The 21,573-nt window shown below is 72.1% G+C and carries 15 protein-coding genes; 8 read left to right on the top strand and 7 right to left on the bottom strand.

The features are described 5' to 3' along the window. Positions 1 to 251: 251 nt before the first annotated feature. The 5 genes from OG500_RS26055 (at position 252) to holA (ending at position 7,776) form a co-directional block, all read left to right on the top strand. The gene (locus OG500_RS26055) at positions 252 to 1,052 is read left to right on the top strand and encodes a hypothetical protein (RefSeq protein ID WP_329583773.1); all 801 of its coding nucleotides are present in this window, start codon (positions 252 to 254) and stop codon (positions 1,050 to 1,052) included. A gap of 58 nt (positions 1,053 to 1,110) precedes the next feature. Next, complete coding sequence (locus OG500_RS26060) at positions 1,111 to 1,962, top strand: DegV family protein (protein WP_329583776.1); 852 nt, start codon at positions 1,111 to 1,113, stop codon at positions 1,960 to 1,962. 554 nt (positions 1,963 to 2,516) lie between these two features. Beyond that, complete coding sequence (locus OG500_RS26065) at positions 2,517 to 3,362, top strand: ComEA family DNA-binding protein (protein WP_329583779.1); 846 nt, start codon at positions 2,517 to 2,519, stop codon at positions 3,360 to 3,362. 432 nt (positions 3,363 to 3,794) lie between these two features. Beyond that, a complete protein-coding gene (locus OG500_RS26070) occupies positions 3,795 to 6,806 on the top strand; it encodes a ComEC/Rec2 family competence protein (RefSeq protein WP_329583782.1) in 3,012 nt (1,003 codons plus the stop codon). Then, on the top strand, positions 6,781 to 7,776 hold the full coding sequence (gene holA, locus OG500_RS26075) for a DNA polymerase III subunit delta (RefSeq protein ID WP_327069288.1): 996 nt from the start codon (positions 6,781 to 6,783) through the stop codon (positions 7,774 to 7,776). Before OG500_RS26070 ends, holA begins: the two co-directional genes overlap by 26 nt. 106 nt (positions 7,777 to 7,882) lie before the next feature. Here the strand turns inward: holA and OG500_RS26080 are convergent, their stop codons facing one another. Together OG500_RS26080 and rpsT are read right to left on the bottom strand one after the other, a co-directional pair. Next, on the bottom strand, positions 7,883 to 8,431 hold the full coding sequence (locus OG500_RS26080) for a hypothetical protein (RefSeq protein ID WP_327069289.1): 549 nt from the start codon (positions 8,429 to 8,431) through the stop codon (positions 7,883 to 7,885). A 514-nt stretch (positions 8,432 to 8,945) separates the two neighbouring features. Further along, entirely contained in the window at positions 8,946 to 9,212 is a 267-nt protein-coding gene (gene rpsT, locus OG500_RS26085; RefSeq protein WP_327069291.1) for a 30S ribosomal protein S20, read from the bottom strand. Positions 9,213 to 9,490: 278 nt separating this feature from the next. Between rpsT and lepA the strand changes: the two genes are divergently transcribed. After that, positions 9,491 to 11,362, top strand: coding sequence for a translation elongation factor 4 (lepA, locus tag OG500_RS26090; protein WP_327069292.1), 1,872 nt, complete (start codon positions 9,491 to 9,493; stop codon positions 11,360 to 11,362). 103 nt (positions 11,363 to 11,465) lie between these two features. Here the strand turns inward: lepA and OG500_RS26095 are convergent, their stop codons facing one another. Both OG500_RS26095 and OG500_RS26100 read right to left on the bottom strand, forming a co-directional pair. Continuing rightward, positions 11,466 to 13,457 (bottom strand): ABC transporter ATP-binding protein, encoded by a 1,992-nt coding sequence (locus OG500_RS26095; RefSeq protein WP_442789230.1) that lies wholly within the window; start codon positions 13,455 to 13,457, stop codon positions 11,466 to 11,468. Then, complete coding sequence (locus OG500_RS26100) at positions 13,454 to 15,187, bottom strand: ABC transporter ATP-binding protein (RefSeq protein ID WP_329583788.1); 1,734 nt, start codon at positions 15,185 to 15,187, stop codon at positions 13,454 to 13,456. Before OG500_RS26100 ends, OG500_RS26095 begins: the two co-directional genes overlap by 4 nt. 347 nt (positions 15,188 to 15,534) lie before the next feature. On the opposite strand from OG500_RS26100, the gene OG500_RS26105 reads away from it, so the two are divergent. Both OG500_RS26105 and hemW read left to right on the top strand, forming a co-directional pair. Further along, complete coding sequence (locus tag OG500_RS26105; RefSeq protein ID WP_327069294.1) at positions 15,535 to 17,448, top strand: AMP-dependent synthetase/ligase; 1,914 nt, start codon at positions 15,535 to 15,537, stop codon at positions 17,446 to 17,448. Between the two features lie 70 nt (positions 17,449 to 17,518). Further along, positions 17,519 to 18,757: a radical SAM family heme chaperone HemW gene (gene hemW, locus OG500_RS26110; protein WP_327069295.1), complete on the top strand. Its 1,239-nt coding sequence runs from the start codon at positions 17,519 to 17,521 to the stop codon at positions 18,755 to 18,757. A gap of 52 nt (positions 18,758 to 18,809) precedes the next feature. Here the strand turns inward: hemW and OG500_RS26115 are convergent, their stop codons facing one another. From OG500_RS26115 to htpX, 3 genes are all read right to left on the bottom strand, one after another. Continuing rightward, positions 18,810 to 19,640: a DUF3097 domain-containing protein gene (locus OG500_RS26115; protein ID WP_329583793.1), complete on the bottom strand. Its 831-nt coding sequence runs from the start codon at positions 19,638 to 19,640 to the stop codon at positions 18,810 to 18,812. Between the two features lie 54 nt (positions 19,641 to 19,694). After that, complete coding sequence (gene pspAB / locus OG500_RS26120) at positions 19,695 to 20,279, bottom strand: PspA-associated protein PspAB (protein ID WP_327069297.1); 585 nt, start codon at positions 20,277 to 20,279, stop codon at positions 19,695 to 19,697. Between the two features lie 65 nt (positions 20,280 to 20,344). Then, positions 20,345 to 21,271 (bottom strand): zinc metalloprotease HtpX, encoded by a 927-nt coding sequence (gene htpX / locus OG500_RS26125; protein ID WP_327069298.1) that lies wholly within the window; start codon positions 21,269 to 21,271, stop codon positions 20,345 to 20,347. Between the last annotated feature and the right edge of the window lie 302 nt (positions 21,272 to 21,573).

Genomic DNA, 21,573 nt, shown 5'->3' on the forward strand with positions numbered 1-21,573 from the left:
TCCGCACGCCGACCACCGGGCCGGCCGCTCCGTTCACGGGGCGGCCGGCCCGGTGCGTTCACGGGATGGTCGGCCCGGTGCGTTCACGGGGCGGGCCGGGCCGCTCTTTCCCGCTCAGGGACATCCCTGAAGCGACCCTGATCTGCCCCGCGATTTGGCCGCCGACCGGGTTCCGCCCGCTCCGCGGCGGCTACCGTGGAAGCTGACGCGGAGCCCGTACGAGCCCGCCCTGGTGGAAGGCGGCACCCCTGATGGAAGCGATCGGCGCACTGGTCATCCTGCTCTCGCTGTTCGGGATCGCCGTGGTCACGCTGGTGGTGGTCGGCGCGGTCAAGGCGACGAAGGCGGTGGCGGCGAAGGTCGAGCGGACCGAGCAGCAGGCCCGCCGGGCGGTGGAGAACGTCACGCTGAAGGCCAAGACCTTCACCAAGCCGGGCGCCCAGGGCGAGATCGCCGCGGCCCGCCTGGGGCTGCGCACCTCGCTCACCAGCACCCGCGAGGTCCTGGCGGGCGGCGTCGGCTCCGACGGGCAGCTCACCGAGGCGCTGCGGCTGCTGGACCGGCTGGACGCGCACGCGCAGGAGCTGGACGCCGAACTGCGCATGCTGGAGCGCGAACCGGAGTCGTCCCGGATCGCGGCCAAGCTGCCCGAGCTGTGCGAGCGGGCGGACCGGATCACGCACTCCGCCGAGTCGATCCGCTGGGCGGCGCAGGACCGGATGCAGCGCTTCGCGGACGACGAGCTGAGCCGGCTGAGCGAGGAGTGCGAGAGCGAGGCGGGGGCGCTGCGGCACTGGGACCGGGTGGCGCAGCGGGGTACCGGTGCTGCTGGTGGCGCCGCTCCGGGTGCTGCCGCTGCCGGTTCGGGGTCCGCGGCCGGTGGCTTCGCCGGTGCTGGTAGCGGTGCCGGGGCTGGTGCCGGGGCCGCCCGGCCGGGGATCGCCGCACGGGTCGGGCGACTCAGCGCTCAGGAGGCGCTGAACCTGGGCGAGCCGCTGAGCCGGCTCGGCCAGCGGCTGCGCAAGGCCGACCCCGGCTCCTCGGTGGGCTGAGACCGGGCCGTCCGGGCCCGGCTGTCCTCGGTCGCCTTCGGGGAGTAACCTCCGGCACATGCCCGCCGACCTCGCTCTTGTCACCGATTCCACGGCCTACCTGCCGCAGCAGGCGCTCGACCGGCACGGAATCTCGGTGGTCCCGCTGAGCGTGGTGCTGGGGGAGGAGGTCCTGACCGAGGGCGTCGAGATCACCCCCAAGGACGTCGCCGAGGCGCTGCGCGCCAAGCAGCGACTGACCACCTCGCGACCCAACCCGGAGACCTTCGCCGCCGCCTACCGCGCGGCGGCCGAGGGGGGCGCCGAGGCGGTCCTGTCGGTCCACCTCTCGGCCGAGCTCTCCGGCACGGCCGAGGCGGCCCGGCTGGCCGCCGCCCGGGCGCCGATTCCGGTCGAGGTGGTGGACAGCCGACTGGTCGGGATGGCGCTGGGGTATACGGTGCTGGCCGCCGCCCGGGCGCGCGAGGCGGGACTGCCCCCGGCCGAGGTCGCCGGGGCAGCTGTCCGTCAGGCTGCGGACACCCGGGGCTTCTTCTACGTCGACACCCTTGAGCACCTGCGCCGCGGCGGCCGGATCGGTACGGCGCGCGCGCTGCTCGGCTCGGCGCTCGCGGTGAAGCCGCTGCTGCACCTCGCCGGCGGGCGGATCGAGCCGCTGGAGAAGGTGCGGACGGCCTCGCGGGCGATCGCGCGGCTGGAGGAGATCGCGGTCGAGCAGGCCGGCCAGGGGGAGGTGGACATCACCGTCCACCATCTCGCCGCTGCCGAGCGGGCGGAGCCGCTGGCGGAGCGGCTGCGGGAGCGGGTGCCCGGGGTGCGCGCGGTGGAGGTGCTGGAGGTGGGGGCGGTGATCGGCGCTCATGTCGGGCCCGGGCTGCTGGCCGTGGTGGTCGCGCCGGTGGGTGGCTGAAGCACTGCTTGTACGGTGTGCTGATCTGACGGGATGAGTGGCGATGATCTGATCTGACGGCCGGTCAGTTGTCCACAGTGGTGGGGTTGTCCACAGATTCTGAGCCGAGTCTGCGGGTGGTGCGGGGTCTGCGTACGTTCGGCGGCATGAAAGCTCTCATCGCTCCCGCCGCCATCCGCCGTCACGAGGCCGCCGAGCTCACCCGGAGCCGGCTCGCGGTCCTCCTGTCATCCGAGTCGCCGCCCGAGGTGCCGTTCGACGCACCACCCGAGTCGCCGTCCCAGTCGCCACCTGAGCCGCCATCGCAGTCGTCACCCGATGCGCCGTTCGGCTCGCCGGGCGATGCACCGGGGCTCGGCCCGCCAGGCGCGGGCTCCGTGGCCATGGTCGATCCTCCGTCCGCACTGTCCGGGGCTGCCTCGGCTCGGGGCGCCGACCGGGCGGCGAAGAGTCTGCCGGACGACTGGCCGCACGGGTACGGGCGCCGCACCAGTCGCCGTCGGGCCGCGTCCACGCCTGGGTCCGACCGCGCGGCCGATCCTGTGGCCGACCCCGTGCGTGCCGCCCTGAGCACGGTTGCTGCGCTCGACCCGCACGACCCGATCGCTGTGCCCTCCGCCCAACACGCCTACCGTGCCAGTCGGTTCGGATCCCGCCTGCCCGGCGCTCTCCAGTCCCTGTTCTGGGTCGACCGCAAGGCGGTGCTCGGTCTGGTGCTGCTGCTCCTGATCGCCGTCGGCTATGCGGTACAGCACTTCTGGCTCGGCCGCCCGCAGGCCGTGGCCGTCCCGGTCGCCGCCGCCAGACCAGTGGCCCGCCCGGTCGCCGAGTCCGATCCGGGCGCCCCGCCCGAGCCGGCCGGCCCGGAGACTGCGGCTCAGTCGGAACCGGCTGCCCCGGCTGCCCCGGTCGAGCCGGCGGATGCCGCAGGCTCGGGGCCCGCCTCGCCGCCGAGCGGTGGTGCGGCGCGTGGTGCGCCTGCCCTCGCACCCGTCGTGGTCGACATCGCCGGCCGCGTCACGCACCCGGGCGTCCGCACCCTGACGGGCGGCTCGCGGGTGGCCGATGCGCTGCGGGCGGCCGGCGGCGCGCTGCCCGGGGTCGACACCGACGGGCTCAACCTGGCCCGGGTGCTGGTCGACGGTGAGCAGGTCCTGGTCGGCGCACCCGCCCCGCCGGTCGCCGCCCAGCCGTCGGCAGCGCCCAGGTCGCCGGTCAGCCTCAACCGCGCGACCTTGGACCAGCTCGACGCACTGCCCGGCGTCGGACCGGTCCTGGCCCGGCACATCCTCGATTTCCGCAGCTCGCACGGCCTGTTCCGGTCCGTCGAGCAACTGCGTCAGATCAGCGGGATCGGTGAGCGCAAGCTCAGCGACCTCAAACCGCTGCTCACTCTCTGAACGCTCTCCACCGCAGCCCCGCACCTGCCACGTCACCACCCTCGGGGGACTCCGATGTCCAAGCCTCGCACCGCGGCCGGCCGGTCCCCGGCGGCCCCGTCGCCACCCTCCCATGACCTGCGCCTGTTGCTGCCGACCGTCGCAGCCTGGTGCGTCACCGCGCTGCTGCTCGGCGCCGATGCCCACGCCGCCCCCGGACTCCTGATCGCCGCCGCCTGTGCCGCCGGCTGCGGCGCCCTGCTCCTGCTGGTCGCCCGCCACCGTGACCGCCGCCACCCTCCGCCCGATCACCCTCCGCCCGATCACCCGCTTCCCGACCGTCCGTTCCCCGACCGTCGGCCTCCAGGCCCCTCGGGTGACGGCGACCAGGACCACGATCACGACCGGAACCACGAACGAGACCCCCGTCGGCGTCCGCGCTCGCCCGTCGCGATGACCGCAGCCGTGCTGCTGACCTGTGCGGCAGCCACTACCTGCACCGTGCTGCACACCGCCGATCTGCACCGCGGACCGATCCCCGCGCTCGCGCTCAAATCGGCTGCCAGCAAGGAAGTTGACGGGGGCCCGGGTGCCGGGCCGGGCCCCGCCGCGGCGCGCAGCGCGGTCAGCGTCGACCTCACCGTCACCGGTGACCCGCGCTCCCGTACCGCCCGGGCGCGCGGTTCGAGCCCGGGGCGGCCGGTGCTGACCGTCGAGGCGACCGTCGACCAGGTCGGCGCCCCGGCGGCTGCCACCCGCACGCGCACCCGCACCCCGGTCGTCGTGATCGTCCAGGACCCCGACACCGCGGCTTGGCAGGGCCTGCTGCCGTCCGCCCGGATCGCCGCGGAGGCCCGGGTCCTGCCTGCCTCCCGTACCGGCCAGGACACCGGAGCCGTCCTGATCGCCCAGGGCCCGCCACGGCTACTGTCGCCGCCGAACTGGGCGCAGCGGCTGGCCGGGCGCCTGCGGGCGGGTCTGCGCCAGGCCTGCGCCGGCCTGTCCCCGGATGCGCGCGCCCTGCTGCCGGGCCTCGTGATCGGCGACACCTCCGGGATCCCGGACGAGCTGGACGAGGCCTTTCACGTCACCGACCTGGTCCATCTCACCGCGGTCAGCGGGGCCAACCTCTCCATCGTGCTCGCCGTGCTGCTCGGCGCGCCCGCCCGGGCGGGTACCGCCGAGCGCGGTGGGCTGGCCGCCCTCCTCGGGCTCCCGCTGCGCGTCTCGGCGCTGCTCGGCGCGGTCCTCACGGTGGCTTTCGTCACCCTCTGCCGGCCGGATCCGAGCGTGCTGCGGGCTGCCGCGACCGGTCTGCTCGGCCTGCTCGCGCTCGCCCTCGGGCGCCCCCGGCAGGCAGTGCCGGCGCTGGCCGGCGCCGTGCTGGTCCTGCTACTGGTGGATCCTTTCCTGGCCCGGTCCTACGGGTTCCTGCTGTCGGCGCTGGCCACCCTCGGCCTGCTCACCGCCGGTCGGCGCTGGGCCGCGGCGCTGCACGAGCGGGGCTGGCCGCACCACCTCGCCGACGGGATCGCCGCAGCCGCCGCCGCTCAGGCGTTCTGCGCCCCGGCCACGGTACTGCTCGCGCCGCGGGTCAGCCTGGTCGGCATCCCGTGCAACCTGCTCGCCGAACTCGCCGTCGCCCCGGCGACGTTGATCGGTTTCGCCGCGCTGGTCAGTGCCCCGCTCTCGGCCGGCCTGGCCCGCTTCCTCGCCGAGCTGGCCGGATGGCCGACCGAGTGGCTGGCAGCGGTGGCCCGGCACGGTGCGGCGCTGCCAGGCGCGGAGTTGGCCTGGACCCCGGGCTGGCTGGGCGCCGTCACCCTCGCGGTCACCGTCCTGGCCGCCTGCTTCGCCGCGCCGCTGCTCCTGCCGCCCGGCCGGCGGGAGCAGGAGCGCGCGGGCGGGTCCGCTGCGGGCCGGTGGTCGAGAGCCCGGTCGGCTGCCCGTCCGCCCGAGGTCGTGACATCCGACGCCCTGTCGCTCGACGCCCTGTCACCCGACGCCCCGTCATTCGAGGCTCTGGCAGTCGACCCCCGATTCGCCGACGCCCGATTCGCCGACGCCCGATCGCCCGGCGTCGGGCCGCCTGCCGTGCGCCGCAGCAGGCGGCTGGTCCGGGTTGCCCGGGCGCTGGTGGTCGCCCTGCTCGTCGCCGGGTTCGTCGCCCTGCTGCTCCGTCCGCCCGCGCTGGTGCGGATCGCCACCGGTTGGCCGCCCGTCGGCGCCCGGCTGGTCATGTGCTCGGTGGGCCAGGGGGACCTGCTCGTCCTCCCGGTTCCGGCCGGCCCCGCCGCCGGGGCGCCCGACACCGCGGTGGTCGTCGACGCGGGCCCGGACCCGGCGGCGGCCGATGCCTGCCTGCGCGACCTCGGCATCACCCGGGTCGCCCTGGTCCTGCTGACCCACTTCCACGCCGATCACAGCGAGGGCCTGCCCGGAGTGCTGCGTCACCGGTCGGTCGGGGCGGTCGAGACGACCACCGTGGACCTGCCGGAAGGCGAAGTGGCCAGGGTCTCCCGCTGGGCGGCCGAGGCCCGGGTGCCGTTGCTGCGGGTCACGCCGGGGGAGCACCGCAGCGCCGGCCCGGAGCTGTCCTGGGACGTGCTGTGGCCGACCGGGCGGCTCGGCCCCGAGACGCCCGGGGCGAACAACGCGAGCGTCGCCCTCCTGGTCACTGCGGGAGCGCTGCGCTTCGCGCTGCTCGGCGACCTCGAACCGGCCGCCCAGGCCGAGCTGTTGAGCCGGGCCAGGCCGGGGCCGGTGGACGTCCTCAAGGTGGCGCACCACGGCTCGGCCAACCAGGACTGGGAGTTGGCCCGCGCGCTGCACCCACGCCTGGCGCTGGTCTCGGTCGGGGAGGGCAACCCGTACGGCCACCCGTCCGTGCGCACGGTGGACCGCCTGCGGGCGCTCGGCAGCACCGTGCTGCGCACCGACCGGGCCGGTGACATTGCGGTGCTGGGCGACACCCCGGCCACCCTGCGCGCGGTCACCCACCCCCGCCCGGCCGCCGAGGCCGCCGCGCGCCCTGGGGTCGCGCGCCCCCTCAGCCTTCCTCGCGCCAGCCGTCGTGGGCCGCCACCACCGCGTCGACCGCTGCCACGAGCACCGGGTCCCAGGCCTGCGCGGGCTCCTCCAGGACCACCAGCCACTGCGCGTCCTCGGCGTCGTCCTCGCCGGCCAGGGCGTCGCGGACCAGCTCGAAGGGGCCCAGCGAGGGCCATCGTTCGAGCAGGGTCCGTGCCACCTCCTCGGCGGCGTCGCGGTCGGCGAGGACCAGCAGCTGTCGGCCACGGGTCAGCGGGCGGTGGTTCTGGGCATCGGTGTCGTCGACGTGGGGAGAGCTCACGACAGCCATTCTCCCTGCCGCAGCCCCGCCTTCGGCCGCCGCCCGGGCGCCCGGTGCTGTCGGTCGGGCGTGGGATGCTGGTACGCGATGGCCAGGAAGAGTGCACCCGATGACCTGCTCGCCCCGCTGACCCTCGCGGTCGGCCAGGAGGAGCTGCTGCTCGACCGTGCGGTCGCCCAGGTGGTGGCCGCGGCGAAGGCGGCCGACCCGGACACGGATGTGCGCGACCTCGCCCCGGGCGGGCTGCAGCCCGGGAGCCTGGCCGAGCTCACCACTCCCTCGCTCTTCGCCGAGCGCAAGGTGATCGTGGTCCGGGCCGCGCAGGACCTCGCGGCCGAGTCGGTCAAGGAGGTCAAGGCCTACCTCGACGCGCCCGTCGACGAAGTGATCATGATCCTGGTCCATGCCGGCGGGGCCAAGGGCAAGGGTCTGCTGGACGCGGCCCGCAAGGCCGGGGCCCGTGAGGTGGCCTGTGCCAAGCTGACCAAGGCGAGTGAGCGGATCGCCTTCGTGCGCGGCGAGTTCCGCACCCTCGGGCGCTCCGCCAGTCCGGAGGCCTGCCAGGCGCTGCTGGACTCGCTCGGCGGGGACCTGCGCGAGCTGGCCGCCGCGTGCAGCCAGCTCACCGCCGACGTCGAGGGCACCATCGACGAGCGGGTGGTGGCCCGCTACTACAGCGGCCGGGCCGAGGCCACCGGCTTCGAGGTCGCCGACCTCGCCGTGACCGGTCGCGCCGCCGACGCGCTGGAGCGGCTGCGCTGGGCGCTGGCCGTGGGTCAGCCGCCGACCGGGATCACCTATGCGCTGGCGTCCGGAGTCCGCAGCATCGGCCGGCTCGCCACCGCGGACCGCTCGATGCGTCCGGCCGACCTGGCCCGCGAACTGGGGATGCCCCCGTGGAAGGTGGAGCGGGTCCGCCAGCAGATGCGCGGCTGGACCGGCGATGGAGTGGCCCTCGCGCTGACCGCGATCGCCCAGGCCGACGCCGCCGTCAAGGGCGGTTCGGACGACCCGGCCTACGCCCTGGAACGCGCCGTGGTCACGGTGGCCCGGGCCGCCCGGTCCGGCTCCCGCCCGTACTGAGCCGCCTCCCGCCCGTACCGCGGGGTGGGCGGCCCTCCGCCGTCCGGAAGCAGCTCCGGAGGCAGCTCCGGTCGCTCCGACCCCGGCCGCTTCGACCCCGGTCGCTTCAGCCCTGGCCGCCCAGTGCCCGCAGCGCGTCCCGGGTGTCGATCAGCAGCGCCTCGCGGATCGTCTCCCGGTCCGGTGGTGTCTCCGTGGCCGCCTGGTAGGAGCCGGACCAGTTCAGGTAGCACGTCATCGCGCCATCGCGCACGTAGAGCGTCTGTGTGAGGTAGTGCCGGGTGCGGTCCGCCCCGCTCTGATCGTCCAGGTAGGCGACGAAGGCCTCGCTGCCCAGTTGCGGGACGTCGCTCAGCTGGAACCGACGCTGCGCGAATCCGGCGCGCTGCGCCTCGAACTCCGGTGCCGGGTTGACCGCGTGGTGCAGCTGGACCTCCAGGTAGAGGGTCACGTAGCCGCTGTCGGTGCCGGTCTTCTTGAGGTACTCGCTGCAGTACATGTCGTCCAGCGCCCCGGTCCGCGTCGTGTAGTGGTACGGGGCGCCGCTCTGTACGGGGTAGAGCCGGCCGAACTGGCTCAGCGGCGCCGTTGCGCAGAGGTTGTCCGCGATCCGGTACCGCCCGGCCGGGAGCGCGGCGGAGGGCGGTCTGACCATCGAGGGCACGGTCCAGACCGCTGCGGTCCAGACCACCGAAGCCAGGACCGCCCCGCCGAACCCCCACCGGGCCCGCCGCAGCAACCGTCGCCCCGGGCGGTCGTGGCCGGGCGCAGCGTGCGAGGGCGGTGTCGACATGGGCGGTCCCCCAGGGCGTGGCGGAGCGTGACGAGGCCGAACGGAGCGTGGCTGGGCGGCTGTTGCTCGACCCTATATCGCCGAAAATCCGCCGGGAACGCAAGAGCGCTGGAACGCAATACCGCAGGGAACGCAGGAGCGCCGCGAACGAATACCGCCGGGAACGCCGACAGGCGCCGTGGCGTCCCGGGGAAGGGGACGAGCCACGGCGCCTGCCGGTCAAGCTGTGCACCGCACCCGCGTGGCGAACGCAGGCCGCGTGCGGTACGAGTCTGTGCGCCTCAGGGCTCCGGGTAGAGGGCCGGGGTCACCCGAGGGGTACTGCGAAAGTCCTGCCGGACCCGCCCAGCGGCGGGCCCCAGGGTGAGCGCGAGGCTCAGGCCTGGGTGCCGACGACCTGCTTGGTGATCGCCGACTTCTTGTTGGCGGCCTGGTTCTTGTGGATGACGCCCTTGCTCACGGCCTTGTCGAGGGCCTTGGAGGCCTCGCGGGCCAGCACGGCGGCCTTCTCGGTCTCACCGGCGGCAGCGGCCTCGCGGGCCTTGCGCAGCGCGGTCTTCAGCGAGGACTTGACGGCCTTGTTGCGCAGGCGCGCCTTCTCGTTGGTCTTGTTGCGCTTGATCTGGGACTTGATGTTCGCCACGAAGGAGCCTCAGTCTTGTCTGTGTTGTGGGCACCCCTGGCCCATGGGCCGGAGGGTTCTACGGGTGTGACCTTCGCTTCCGCCAGGCTGAGAGGGCATGCCGAAAAGCGAGGTGCAGCGCCCCACGCTACCAGGGCCCTGCCACGCCCCCCAAACCGGCGTGCGACGGCGCGCTCGTGGGAAGATGGGCAGAACCCTGGTAGTGAGTGAGACATCCCAGGGCTCCTGGATCGGACGACAGCGTCCGGCCCACCGGACCAACGGAGAATCGGACCAAGGTGCCCGCGACCCCTACGAACGTGCCAGAGCCCAGCCGTACCGACCCGGCGCTGATCCGCAACTTCTGCATCATCGCCCACATCGACCACGGCAAGTCGACGCTCGCCGACCGGATGCTGCAGATCACCGGCGTGGTCGACCCGCGTCAGATGCGTGCCCAGTACCTCGACCGGATGGACATCGAGCGCGAGCGCGGCATCACCATCAAGTCGCAGGCGGTCCGCCTCCCCTGGGCCCCGCGCAGCGGTGCCGACGAGGGCAAGACCCACATCCTCAACATGATCGACACCCCCGGCCACGTGGACTTCACCTACGAGGTGTCCCGTTCGCTGGCGGCGTGCGAGGGCACCATCCTGGTGGTGGACGCGGCCCAGGGCATCGAGGCGCAGACCCTGGCCAACCTCTACCTGGCCCTGGAGAACGACCTCACGATCATCCCGGTCCTCAACAAGATCGACCTGCCGGCCGCCCAGCCGGAGAAGTACGCGGCCGAACTCGCGCACATCATCGGCTGCGACCCGGAGGATGTCCTCAAGGTCAGCGCCAAGACCGGCCTGGGCGTCGAGGACCTGCTCGACCACGTGGTCGCGAAGATTCCCGCCCCGGTCGGCGTCAAGGACGCCCCGGCCCGCGCGATGATCTTCGACTCGGTCTACGACTCCTACCGCGGCGTGGTCACCTACGTCCGTGTGGTCGACGGTGAGCTGACCAAGCGCGAGCGGATCGCGATGATGTCCACCGGCGCCACCCACGAGCTGCTGGAGATCGGCGTCATCTCGCCCGAGCCCAAGGTCGCCAACGGCCTGGGCGTCGGCGAGGTGGGCTACATCATCACCGGCGTGAAGGACGTGCGGCAGTCCAAGGTCGGTGACACGATCACCTCGATGCACAAGGGGGCGACCGAGCCGCTGGGCGGCTACAAGGACCCGCGCCCGATGGTCTTCTCCGGCCTCTACCCGCTGGACGGCTCCGACTACCCGCTGCTGCGCGATGCACTGGACAAGCTGCGGCTCAACGACGCCGCGCTGGTCTACGAGCCGGAGACCTCGGTCGCGCTCGGCTTCGGCTACCGCTGCGGCTTCCTCGGCCTGCTCCACCTGGAGATCATCCGGGAGCGCCTGGAGCGCGAGTTCAACCTGGACCTGATCTCCACGGCCCCCAACGTGATCTACCGGGTGGTGATGGAGGACGGCACCGAGCACACCGTCACCAACCCGAGCGAGTTCCCCACCGGCAAGATCGCCGAGGTCTACGAGCCGGTGGTGCGCGGCACCATCCTGGCCCCGAACGAGTTCGTCGGCGCGATCATGGAGCTCTGCCAGGCCCGCCGCGGCAACCTGCAGGGCATGGACTACCTCTCCGAGGACCGGGTCGAGCTGCGCTACACGCTGCCGCTGGCCGAGATCGTCTTCGACTTCTTCGACCAGCTGAAGTCCAAGACCCGCGGCTACGGTTCGTTCGACTACGAGCCCGTCGGCGAGCAGAGCGCCAGCCTGGTCAAGGTCGACATCCTGCTGCACGGCGACGCGGTGGATGCCTTCTCCGCCATCGTGCACAAGGACAAGGCCTACAACTACGGCGTCATGATGGCCGGCAAGCTGCAGAAGCTCATCCCGCGCCAGCAGTTCGAGGTGCCGATCCAGGCCGCGATCGGCTCCCGGGTGATCGCCCGTGAGACGGTCCGCGCGATCCGCAAGGACGTCCTCGCCAAGTGCTACGGCGGTGACATCTCCCGTAAGCGGAAGCTGCTGGAGAAGCAGAAGGAGGGCAAGAAGCGGATGAAGATGGTCGGCCGGGTGGAGGTCCCGCAGGAGGCCTTCATCGCCGCGCTGTCCACCGATGCCGACGCCCCCAAGGACGCCAAGAAGTAGCCGGGTCCGCCCGAGGCGCCGATGCCGAAGGGGCCGCCGTCCGATCGCTCGGACGGCGGCCCCTTCGGTGTGCCGGGTCAGTGCTCCTGGGTCGGCCCGTCCGTCAGTCCATCTCGGCGACGGCCTGGGCGAACTGCGCCTGGTAGAGGCGGGCGTAGGCCCCCTCGGCGGCGATCAGCTCGTCGTGGGTGCCCTGCTCCACGATCGCGCCGTTCTCCATCACCAGGATCACGTCCGCGTCGCGGATGGTGGACAGCCGGTGCGCGATGACGAAGCTGGTGCGCCCGCTGCGCAGCCGGGCCATGGCCCGCTGGATCAGCACCTCGGTACGGGTGTCGACCGAGCTGGTGGCCTCGTCCAGGACCAGGATGCTGGGCTGGGCGAGGAAGGCCCGGGCAATCGTGATGAGCTGCTTCTCGCCGGCGCTGACGTTGGTGCCCTCGTCGTCGATGACCGTCTCGTACCCCTCGGGCAGGGTGCGCACGAAGCGGTCGACGTGGGCCGCCTTCGCGGCCTCGATCACCTGCTCGCGGGTGGCGTCGGTGGACCCGTAGGCGATGTTGTCGGCGATCGAGCCGCCGAACAGCCAGGTGTCCTGGAGCACCATGCCGATCCCGGAACGCAGTTCCTCGCGCGACATCGCCGCGATGTCGACGCCGTCCAGCGTGATCCGTCCGCCGCTGACCTCGTAGAACCGCATCAGCAGGTTGACCAGGGTGGTCTTGCCGGCCCCGGTGGGACCGACGATGGCCACCGTCTGGCCGGGCTCCACCTTCAGCGAGAGGTCCTCGATCAGCGGCTTCTCGGCGGTGTAGCGGAAGGCCACGTCCTCGAAGGCGACCAGCCCGCGCAGCTCGGCGGGCCGCTCCGGCTGCTGCGGCTCGTCGGACTGCTCCTCGGCGTCGAGCAGTTCGAAGACCCGCTCGGCCGAGGCGACGCCGGACTGCACCAGGTTGGCCATGCTGGCCACCTGGGCCAGCGGCTGGCTGAACTGGCGCGAGTACTGGATGAACGCCTGCACGTCACCGATGGTCAGCGCACCGCTGGCCACCCGCAGACCGCCGACCACGGCCACCAGCACGTAGTTGATGTTGCCGATGAACATCATCGCGGGCTGGATGATGCCGGAGATGAACTGCGCCCTGAAGCTGGAGGCGAAGAGCTCCTCGTTCTCCTGCCGGAAGGTCTCGGCGGCCTCGTGCTGCCGGCCGAAGACCTTCACCAGCGCGTGGCCGGTGTACATCTCCTCGATGTGCGCGTTCAGCTTGCCGGTGGTCTTCCACTGGGCGACGAACTGCGGCTGGGCCTTCTTGCCGACCCGGGCGGCCACCAGGACCGACAGCGGCACCGAGATCAGCGCGATGAGGGCCAGCAGCCAGGAGATCCAGAACATCATCGCCAGCACGCCGACGATGGTGAGCACGGAGTTGATCACCTGGCTCATGGTCTGCTGCATCGACTGGCCGACGTTGTCGATGTCGTTGGTGACCCGGCTGAGCACCTCGCCGCGCGGCTGCTTGTCGAAGTAGCTCAGCGGCAGCCGGCTGAGCTTGGCGTCCACGTCGCCGCGCAGCCGGTTGACCGAGCGGTTGATCGCGCGCGCCACCAGCCGGCCCTGCAGCACACCGAAGACCGAGGAGAACACGTAGATCAGCAGCACCCAGAGCAGCACGGTGCCGATGGCGTCGAAGTCGATGCCCTGGCCGGGCGTGAAGTGCAGCGAGCGCAGCAGGTCGGCCTGCTTGCCGCCGTGCTGGATGGCCGCCTGCAGCATCTGGGGCGAGCGGAAGGTGTGCCCCATCACGCCGGCCACGATCAGGTCGGTGGCGTGGCCGAGCACCTTGGGCCCGGTCACCGCGCAGCCCACGCTGAGGGTGCCGAGCACCAGCAGGCCGATCAGCGAGGCCCGCTCCGGAGCGAGCAGGCCGAGCATCCGGCGGCTGGAGGCCTTGAAGTTCATCGACTTCTCGGTGCCGCCACCGGCCATCATGCGGCCCGGACCGGCCGGTCCCCGGCGGGCCGCCGCCTCCGTGGAGGCCGAGGACGTCCCGTTGCCCGGCTCGGCGGTGCCGCCGGGCTTCTGCACGGTGGTCACGCCGCCTCCTGCTCGGTGAGCTGGGAGAGCACGATCTCCCGGTATGTCGGGTTGTCGGCCATCAGCTCGTGGTGCGTCCCGGTGCCGACGACCGCGCCCTCGTCCAGGACGACGATCCGGTCGGCGTCGCGGATGGTGCTCACCCGCTGGGCGACGATCACCACCGTCGCGTCGGCGGTCTCCTGGGCCAGTGCCGCGCGCAGCCTGGCGTCGGTGCTGTAGTCGAGCGCCGAGAAGGAGTCGTCGAACAGGTAGATCTGGGGCTTGCGGACCAGGGCCCGGGCGATCGCCAGGCGCTGGCGCTGGCCGCCGGAGACGTTGCTGCCGCCCTGGGCGATCGGGGCGTCGAGGCCGCCCTCCAGGCGCTCCACGAAGTCCCGGGCCTGGGCGGTCTCCAGCGCGTGCCAGAGCTCCTCGTCGCTGGCGTCGGGCTTGCCGTAGCGCAGGTTGCTGGCCACCGTGCCGCTGAACAGATAGGGCTTCTGCGGTACCAGGCCGACCAGTTCGGCCATCGTGGCCGGCGCGATCTCGCGCACGTCCACGCCGTTGACCAGCACCTGTCCGTCGGTGGCGTCGATCAGCCGGGGGATCAGGCTGAGCAGGGTGCTCTTGCCGCTGCCGGTGCTGCCGATCACGGCGGTGGTCTCGCCGGGACGGGCGATGAACGCTATCCCGCGCAGCACCGAGGCCTCGGCGCCCGGGAAGCGGAAGTCGACGTCGCGCAGTTCGAGGTGGCCGTGCTGACGCAGCTCGGTGACCGGTGCGGTCGGTGGCACCACGCTGGAATCGGTGTCGAGCACCTCGATGATGCGCTCGGCGCAGACCTCGGCCCGCGGCACCATCATGAACATGAAGGTGGCCATCATGACGCTCATCAGGATCTGCATCAGGTAGGACAGGAAGGCGGTCAGGGCCCCGATCTGCATGCCGCCGCTCTCGATCCGGTGCGCGCCGAACCAGAGCACGGCGATGCTGGAGATGTTCACCACCAGCATCACGGAGGGGAACATGAAGGCCAGCAGCCGGCCGGTGCGCAGCGAGAAGTCGGTCAACTCGTCGTTGGCGCCGCCGAACCGCTGCTGCTCGTGGGTGTCCTTGACGAAGGCGCGGATCACCCGGATACCGGTGATCTGCTCGCGCAGGATCCGGTTGACCGCGTCGATGCGCACCTGCATGCCGCGGAAGGCCGGGCGCAGCTTGCGCACGATCAGATAGATCACCAGGCCGAGCAGCGGGACCACGACGATCAGCAGGCTGGAGAGCGGGACGTCCTGGTTGAGCGCCATGACGATGCCGCCCACGCACATGATCGGCGCGGCGACCAGCAGCGTGAAGGAGGTCAGCACCAGCATCTGGATCTGCTGGACGTCGTTGGTGGTGCGGGTGATCAGCGAGGGCGCGCCGAACTGGCCGACCTCGCGGGCCGAGAAGCTCTGCACCTGGTCGAAGACCGAGGCCCGCATGTCGCGGCCGATCTGCATGGCGGTGCGGGCACCGAAGTACATGGCACCGACCGAGGCGATCATCTGGACCAGGGTGATCGCGAGCATCACCCCGCCGATCCGCATGATGTAGCCGGTGTCGCCCTTGATCACCCCGCTGTCGATGATGTCGGCGTTCAGGGTGGGCAGGTACAGGGTGGCGACGGTCGATACCAGCTGGAGCAGGACCAGGAGCAGGATGGGTTTGGTGTAGGGCCTCAGGTGGGCCCTCAGGAGTCTGATCAGCACTCGGACACTCTCGTTGTCGACGGGAGGATTCGTACCCTCATTTTCTGCCTTCCCACCGCAGGGTTGCGGCGTTATCACTCGATCCGGCCGGGGCCGGGCCGGGGTCGCTGCGCTCGTCCCCCATCGGTGAACGGGCCGGTGCCCACCACCGGTTTGCTGCACCGGTGCCTTTGGGACGTGTCAGACATTCGTGCCCTCTTAACAGGGGTGCCCTGTTGGGCCTAGGCTGTCGCCAGTCTTGTTACCCGCCAGTTAATTACTCGCCGGTCACCAAGCCCGTCGGGTGGTCCACCCCTCAGCCCCCGTACGGAATCCACCCTCGGCCACCTGGTCCCCCGGAGGTCTCGTTGAGTTCAGCGCAGTCCGTCATCGGCTCCGACAAGATCGCCGGGCGCCCGGCCTCAGTGGCGCATCTCTTTCTCAGTAGGGTAGAGGCCACCCCGGACGACGAGGCATACCGGTTCCCCGTTCCGGTCGACGAGCACGCGGCCGACGGTGCACCGGGCGCCGAGCAGTGGCGCTCGCTCAGCTGGGCGCAGACCGCCGTGCGGGTGCAGCACATCGCGGCCGGCCTGATGTCCCTGGGCATCGAGTCCGAGGACCGGGTCGCGATCGCCGCCTCGACCCGGGTCGAGTGGATCCTGGCCGACCTCGGCAACATGTGTGCGGGCGCCGCCACCACCACCGTCTACCCGAGCACCAACGCCGACGAGACCGGCTTCATCCTCGCCAACTCCGGCAGCCGGGCGCTCTTCGCCGAGAACGCCGCCCAGCTCGCCAAGGCGGTCGAGCAGCGGGAGCAGCTGCCCGCGCTGTCCTGGGTGATCCTCTTCGATGCCCCGGCCGAGCGGCCCGAGGCCGAGGGCCTGACAGTGCTCACCCTGGCCGAGCTGGAGGAGCGCGGCGCGGCCCACCTCAAGGAGCACCCGCAGGCGGTCCGCGAGGCGGTCGACGCGCTGGACCCCGAGCAGCTCGCCACCCTGATCTACACCTCCGGCACCACCGGGCGCCCCAAGGGCGTGCGCCTGGTGCACGACTGCTGGGCCTACGAGGGCATCGCGCAGCAGGAGAGCGGCCTGCTGCGCGCCGAGGACGTGCAGTTCATGTGGCTGCCGCTCTCGCACGTCTTCGGCAAGACCCTGATCTCGGGCCAGATCGCCACCGGCCACGTGATGGCGGTGGACGGCCGGGTCGACCGGATCATCCACAACCTCCCGGTCATCAAGCCGACCCTGATGGCCTCCGCGCCGCGGATCTTCGAGAAGGTCTACAACGGCATCGCGGGCCGGGCCAGAGCAGAGGGCGGGGCCAAGTACAAGATCTTCCTCTGGGCGGCCAAGGTGGCCCGCGAGTACGCCCGCACCACCCAGGACAACCGGATCGCCACCGGCCGCGACAGCGCTCCGCTGGCGCTGTCGGTGCAGCACGCGATCGCCGACAAACTGGTCTACGCCAAGATCCGCACGGCCTTCGGCGGCCGGCTGCGCGGCTCGGTCTCCGGCAGCGCCGCGCTGGCCCCCGAGATCGGCTACTTCTTCATGGGTGCCGGCGTGCCGATCCTGGAGGGCTACGGGCTCAGCGAGACCAGCGCCGGCTCGGCGGTCAACCCCGCCGAGGACGTCCGGATCGGCACCGTGGGCCTGCCGCTGCCCGGCACCGAGGTCCGGATCGCCGAGGACGGCGAGATCCTGCTGCGCGGCCCCGGCGTGATGCGTGGCTACCACGAGGACCCCGAGCGGACCGCCGAGGTGCTGGAGGCGGACGGCTGGTTCCACACCGGCGACATCGGCGAGCTGGGCCCCGGCGGGTACCTGCGGATCACCGACCGCAAGAAGGACATGTTCAAGACCTCCGGCGGCAAGTACGTCGCGCCCAGCGAGGTCGAGGGCAAGTTCAAGGCGCTCTGCCCCTTCGTCAGCAACATCCTGGTGATCGGCAACGGCCGCAACTTCTGCACCGCGCTGATCGCACTGGACGAGCCGGTGATCATGCAGTGGGCCGCCGAGCACGGCCAGAAGGGCCGCAGCTACGCCGAGGTGGTCGGCTCGCCCGAGGTGCACACGCTGATCGAGGGCTTCGTGAAGAAGCTCAACGGTGAGCTGCAGCGCTGGCAGACGGTCAAGAAGTTCACCATCCTGCCGCGCGACCTGGACGTCGAGCACGGCGAGCTGACCCCGAGCCTGAAGATCAAGCGCCCGGTGGTCGAGCGGACCTACGCCGAGGCCGTCGCGCAGATGTACGCGGGCGCCAACGAGGCCTGAGTCGCATGATCACACCGGTACGGCGCGACCGATCGGCCAGGTCACTCGCGCCGTACCGGACAATGGACGCATGCCCTCCGCACTCCCCGACGGCGAACCCGTGCCGTCCGATGGTTCGCTGCCCGCCCACGCCCTGACAGGGCTGGGCGAACGGCCCTTCGGCTTCTACCTGCACGTGCCGTACTGCGCCACCCGCTGCGGCTACTGCGACTTCAACACCTACACCGCCACCGAGCTGCACGCGCAGGCCGGACGTGGCCCCGTCGCCACGCAGGAGACCTACGCGCAGAACCTGATCGGCGAGATCCGGCTGGCCCGCAAGGTGCTGGGCCCGGTCGACCTGCCGGTGCGCACCGTCTTCCTCGGCGGCGGCACGCCGACCCTGCTGCCGGCCCGTGACCTGGTGGCGATGCTGGGCGCGATCCGGGAGGAGTTCGGGCTCGCCGCGGACGCCGAGGTGACCACCGAGGCCAACCCCGAGTCGGTCGACCCGGCCTACCTGACCGAGCTGCGCGAGGGCGGCTTCAACCGCATCTCCTTCGGGATGCAGAGCGCCCGGCCGCACGTGCTCAAGGTGCTGGACCGCCACCACACGCCCGGCCGTCCGGAGGCCTGCGTCGCCGAGGCCCGCGCGGCCGGCTTCGAGCACGTCAACCTGGACCTCATCTACGGCACGCCGGGGGAGTCCGACGAGGACTGGCGGGCCTCGCTGGCCGCCGCGATCGGGGCCGGACCCGATCACGTCTCCGCCTACTCGCTGATCGTCGAGGAAGGCACCAGGCTGGCCGGCCGGATCAAGCGCGGCGAACTGCCGATGGTCGACGACGACGTGCACGCCGACCGCTACCTGATCGCCGAGCAGGCGCTCGCCGAGGCGGGCTACGCCTGGTACGAGGTCTCCAACTGGGCCACCACCGAGGCCGGCCGCTGCCGGCATAACGAGCTCTACTGGACCGGCGGCGACTGGTGGGGCGCCGGCCCCGGCGCGCACAGCCACGTGGGCGGCGTGCGCTGGTGGAACGCCAAGCACCCGGCCGCCTACGCCCAGGCGCTCGCCGAGGGCCGCACGCCGGCCCAGGGGCGCGAGGTGCTGCCGGCCGAGGACCAGCGGGTCGAGCGGATCCTGCTGGAGCTGCGCCTGGTCGACGGCTGCCCGCTCGACCTGCTCACCGCCACCGGGCTGCGCGCGGCCGAGCAGGCACTGGCGGACGGCCTGCTGGCCGCCGAGCCGTTCGCCGCCGGACGGGCCGCGCTGACCCTGCGCGGGCGACTGCTGGCCGACGCGGTGGTGCGCGACCTGGTGGACTGAGGCCCTGCGGGGGCTCGGGCCTGTCCGACAACATCCATCGGACAGGCTCTAGCTAGGTCCCGGGCTCCGTGACGAAATCGATCAGCTGCTCGACCCGGCCGAGCAGGGCCGGCTCCAGGTCCTTGTACGAGTTCACCGAGGCCAGGATCCGCTTCCAGGCGGCCGGGGAGTCCACCGGCCAGCCCAGGCGGCGGCAGATGCCCTCCTTCCAGACCTCCCCGTAGGGCACGTCCGGCCAGCCGGGGATCCCCACGCTGGCCGGCTTCACGGCCTGCCAGACGTCGATGAACGGGTGGCCCACCACCAGGACGGCCTCGCCGGTGACCGCCGAGGCGATCCGGTGCTCCTTGGTCCCGGGTAGCAGGTGGTCCACCAGCACGCCGAGCCGCCGCTGCGGGCCCGGGCTGAACTCGGCCACGATGGCGGGCAGGTCGTCGATGCCCTCCAGGTACTCGACCACCACGCCCTCGATCCGCAGGTCGTCGCCCCAGACCCGCTCGACCAGTTCGGCGTCGTGCCGGCCCTCGACGTAGATCCGCGACTCCCGGGCGACCCGCGCCCGGACCCCGGCGACGGCGACCGAGCCGGAGGCGGTGCGAGCGGGCCCCCGGGCCGGCGCGGGCCCGCTCGGGCGGACCAGGGTGACCAGCTGGCCGTCCAGCAGGAAGCCGCGCGGCACCAGCGGGAAGACCCGGTGCTTGCCGAACCGGTCTTCCAGGGTCACGGTCGGGCCCTCGGCCGTCTTCTCGCAGCGCACCACCGCGCCGCAGAAGCCGGTGACGACCTCCTCGACCACCAGCTCCCGCTCGGCGGCCACCTCGGGGGCGGGCTGCTGCCGCTTCCAGGGCGGGGTGAGATCGGGACCGTACTGAGTGCTGCGCATGGAGGAACTATAGGAAAGCCCTCGGGCGGCCCCGGGACGGACGGCCCGTCAGCCTCACAGGCCGGGCGCGCCCCAGACCGGGAACCAGCGGCTCAGGTCGTTCTCCAGCCGCAGGTCGTTGCCGAGCATCGCCTTCACCTGGAGCTCCAGCGGGCTGTTGCGCCGCTCGCCGCCGCCGGGCATCGGGGCGAAGGGGTAGAAGGAGCCGCGCTTGTAGAGGTAGACCAGCGCGAGCGACTGCCCCGCCTCGTTGCGGAAGCCGACCAGTGAGCAGAGCAGCTGCGGGCCGAAGCCGTTGGCCTCCAGCTCGCTGTTGACCGCGTGCAGGTCGTTGACCAGCTCCGGCAGCTCCTCGGGGGTGTGCCGGGCCAGCAGCCAGGAGTAGCCGTACTCGTCGCGGCTGGCCTCGACCGGGGTGCCGCCGTTCGGCGTGTCGGCGTCCAGCAGGGCCCGCACCTGGCGCTCCACCTCGCCGAACGCGCCGCCCTCGACCGCGGCGAAGCAGACCGAGCCGAGGCCGGTGGGCGTGAAGCCGGCGGCGGCCTCCAGGGTCAGGGCGGCCGAGGGCACACCGAAGAGCTGGTCGAGGTCCGGCTTGACCGGCTTGGTCCGGCCGAGCAGCGAGTCCAGGAATCCCACGGGTTGTTCCTTCCAAGCGGGCGCTCCCCAGCGCGGGCCGGGGAGCGCGGCGGGGTGACCGGAGGTCAGCGTCCCAGTTCGGCGGAGATCTTGCCCAGCTGCTCGAGGCGCTGCTCCAGGCTGGGGTGGGTGGAGAGCAGCTGCGAGGCGGTCTCCTTGGCGCTCAGCGCGGGCGCGAAGTAGAACGCGTTGTACGGCTGGGCCTGGCGCAGGTCCTTGGTCGGGATCGCGGCGATCTGCCCGGTCACCTTGGTCAGCGCCGAGGCGAGCGCGCTGGGCCGGCCGGTGAGCTGGGCGGCGGCCCGGTCGGCGGCCAGCTCGCGGTAGCGCGAGAGCAGCCGGGTGAGCAGGAAGCTGATCGCGTAGACGACCATGCTGACCAGCGGGATGAGGATCATCGCGATCGCGGCGCTGTCATTGTTGTTGTTGTTCCGGTTGCCGCCGCTCATCATGCCGCTGTAGAGCGCGATCCGGGTGATCGCGCCGGCCAGCACGCCGAGGAAGCCGGCCACCGTCATCACCGCGACGTCCCGGTGCGCCACGTGCGAGAGCTCGTGCGCCAGCACGCCCTCCAACTCCTCCGGCTCCAGCCGGCGCAGCAGCCCGGTGGTGACGCAGACCACGGCGTTCTCCGGGTTGCGCCCGGTGGCGAAGGCGTTGGGCATGTCGTTGTCGGCCACCGCGACGCGCGGCTTGGGCATGTCGGCCAGCGCGCAGAGCCGGTCAATGGTGCCGTGCAGCTGCGGGTACTGCTCCGGGGTGACCGCGTGGGCGCCCATCGCCCGTTCGGTGATCTTGTCGCTGAACCAGAACTGCGCGACGAAGAGACCGCCCATGAGCAGGACGATCAGTGGCCAGGCGCCCCGCAGCAGGACGATCAGCACACCCGTGAAGCCGACGTACAGCAGCCCGATCAGGAACATCGTGGTGACCATCCGCCCGGTCAGTCCACGATCGGGAGCGAAGCGGGTGTGGGGGCCGGACGCCGACATGGCTGCTCCTCTTTGGTCCTTCAACGTATCCACCGGGTTTTCCATCGCCCGAGCGGTCCTTGCGGGTGCTCAGGTCTCAGTTGCTATCGATGCTGCCACTTCGTCCGGCGCCGGGCACCACCCTGTCCGGAGACGTTCGCACCAGGCGTGTCGTGCCCGGCGGACCGGGACGTCATGCGGAGTGATCCGCGCGGCATCCCGGGCCAGGGCGTTCCTGCGATCGGACCCGGGCCTTACACTGGCAGGTACGGTTTTGGCACTCGTCTGGGCAGAGTGCCAAGCCGATCACCGGGCAGTACTTG

The organism is Kitasatospora sp. NBC_01250 (assembly GCF_036226465.1).
In the GTDB taxonomy this organism is placed as follows: domain Bacteria; phylum Actinomycetota; class Actinomycetes; order Streptomycetales; family Streptomycetaceae; genus Kitasatospora.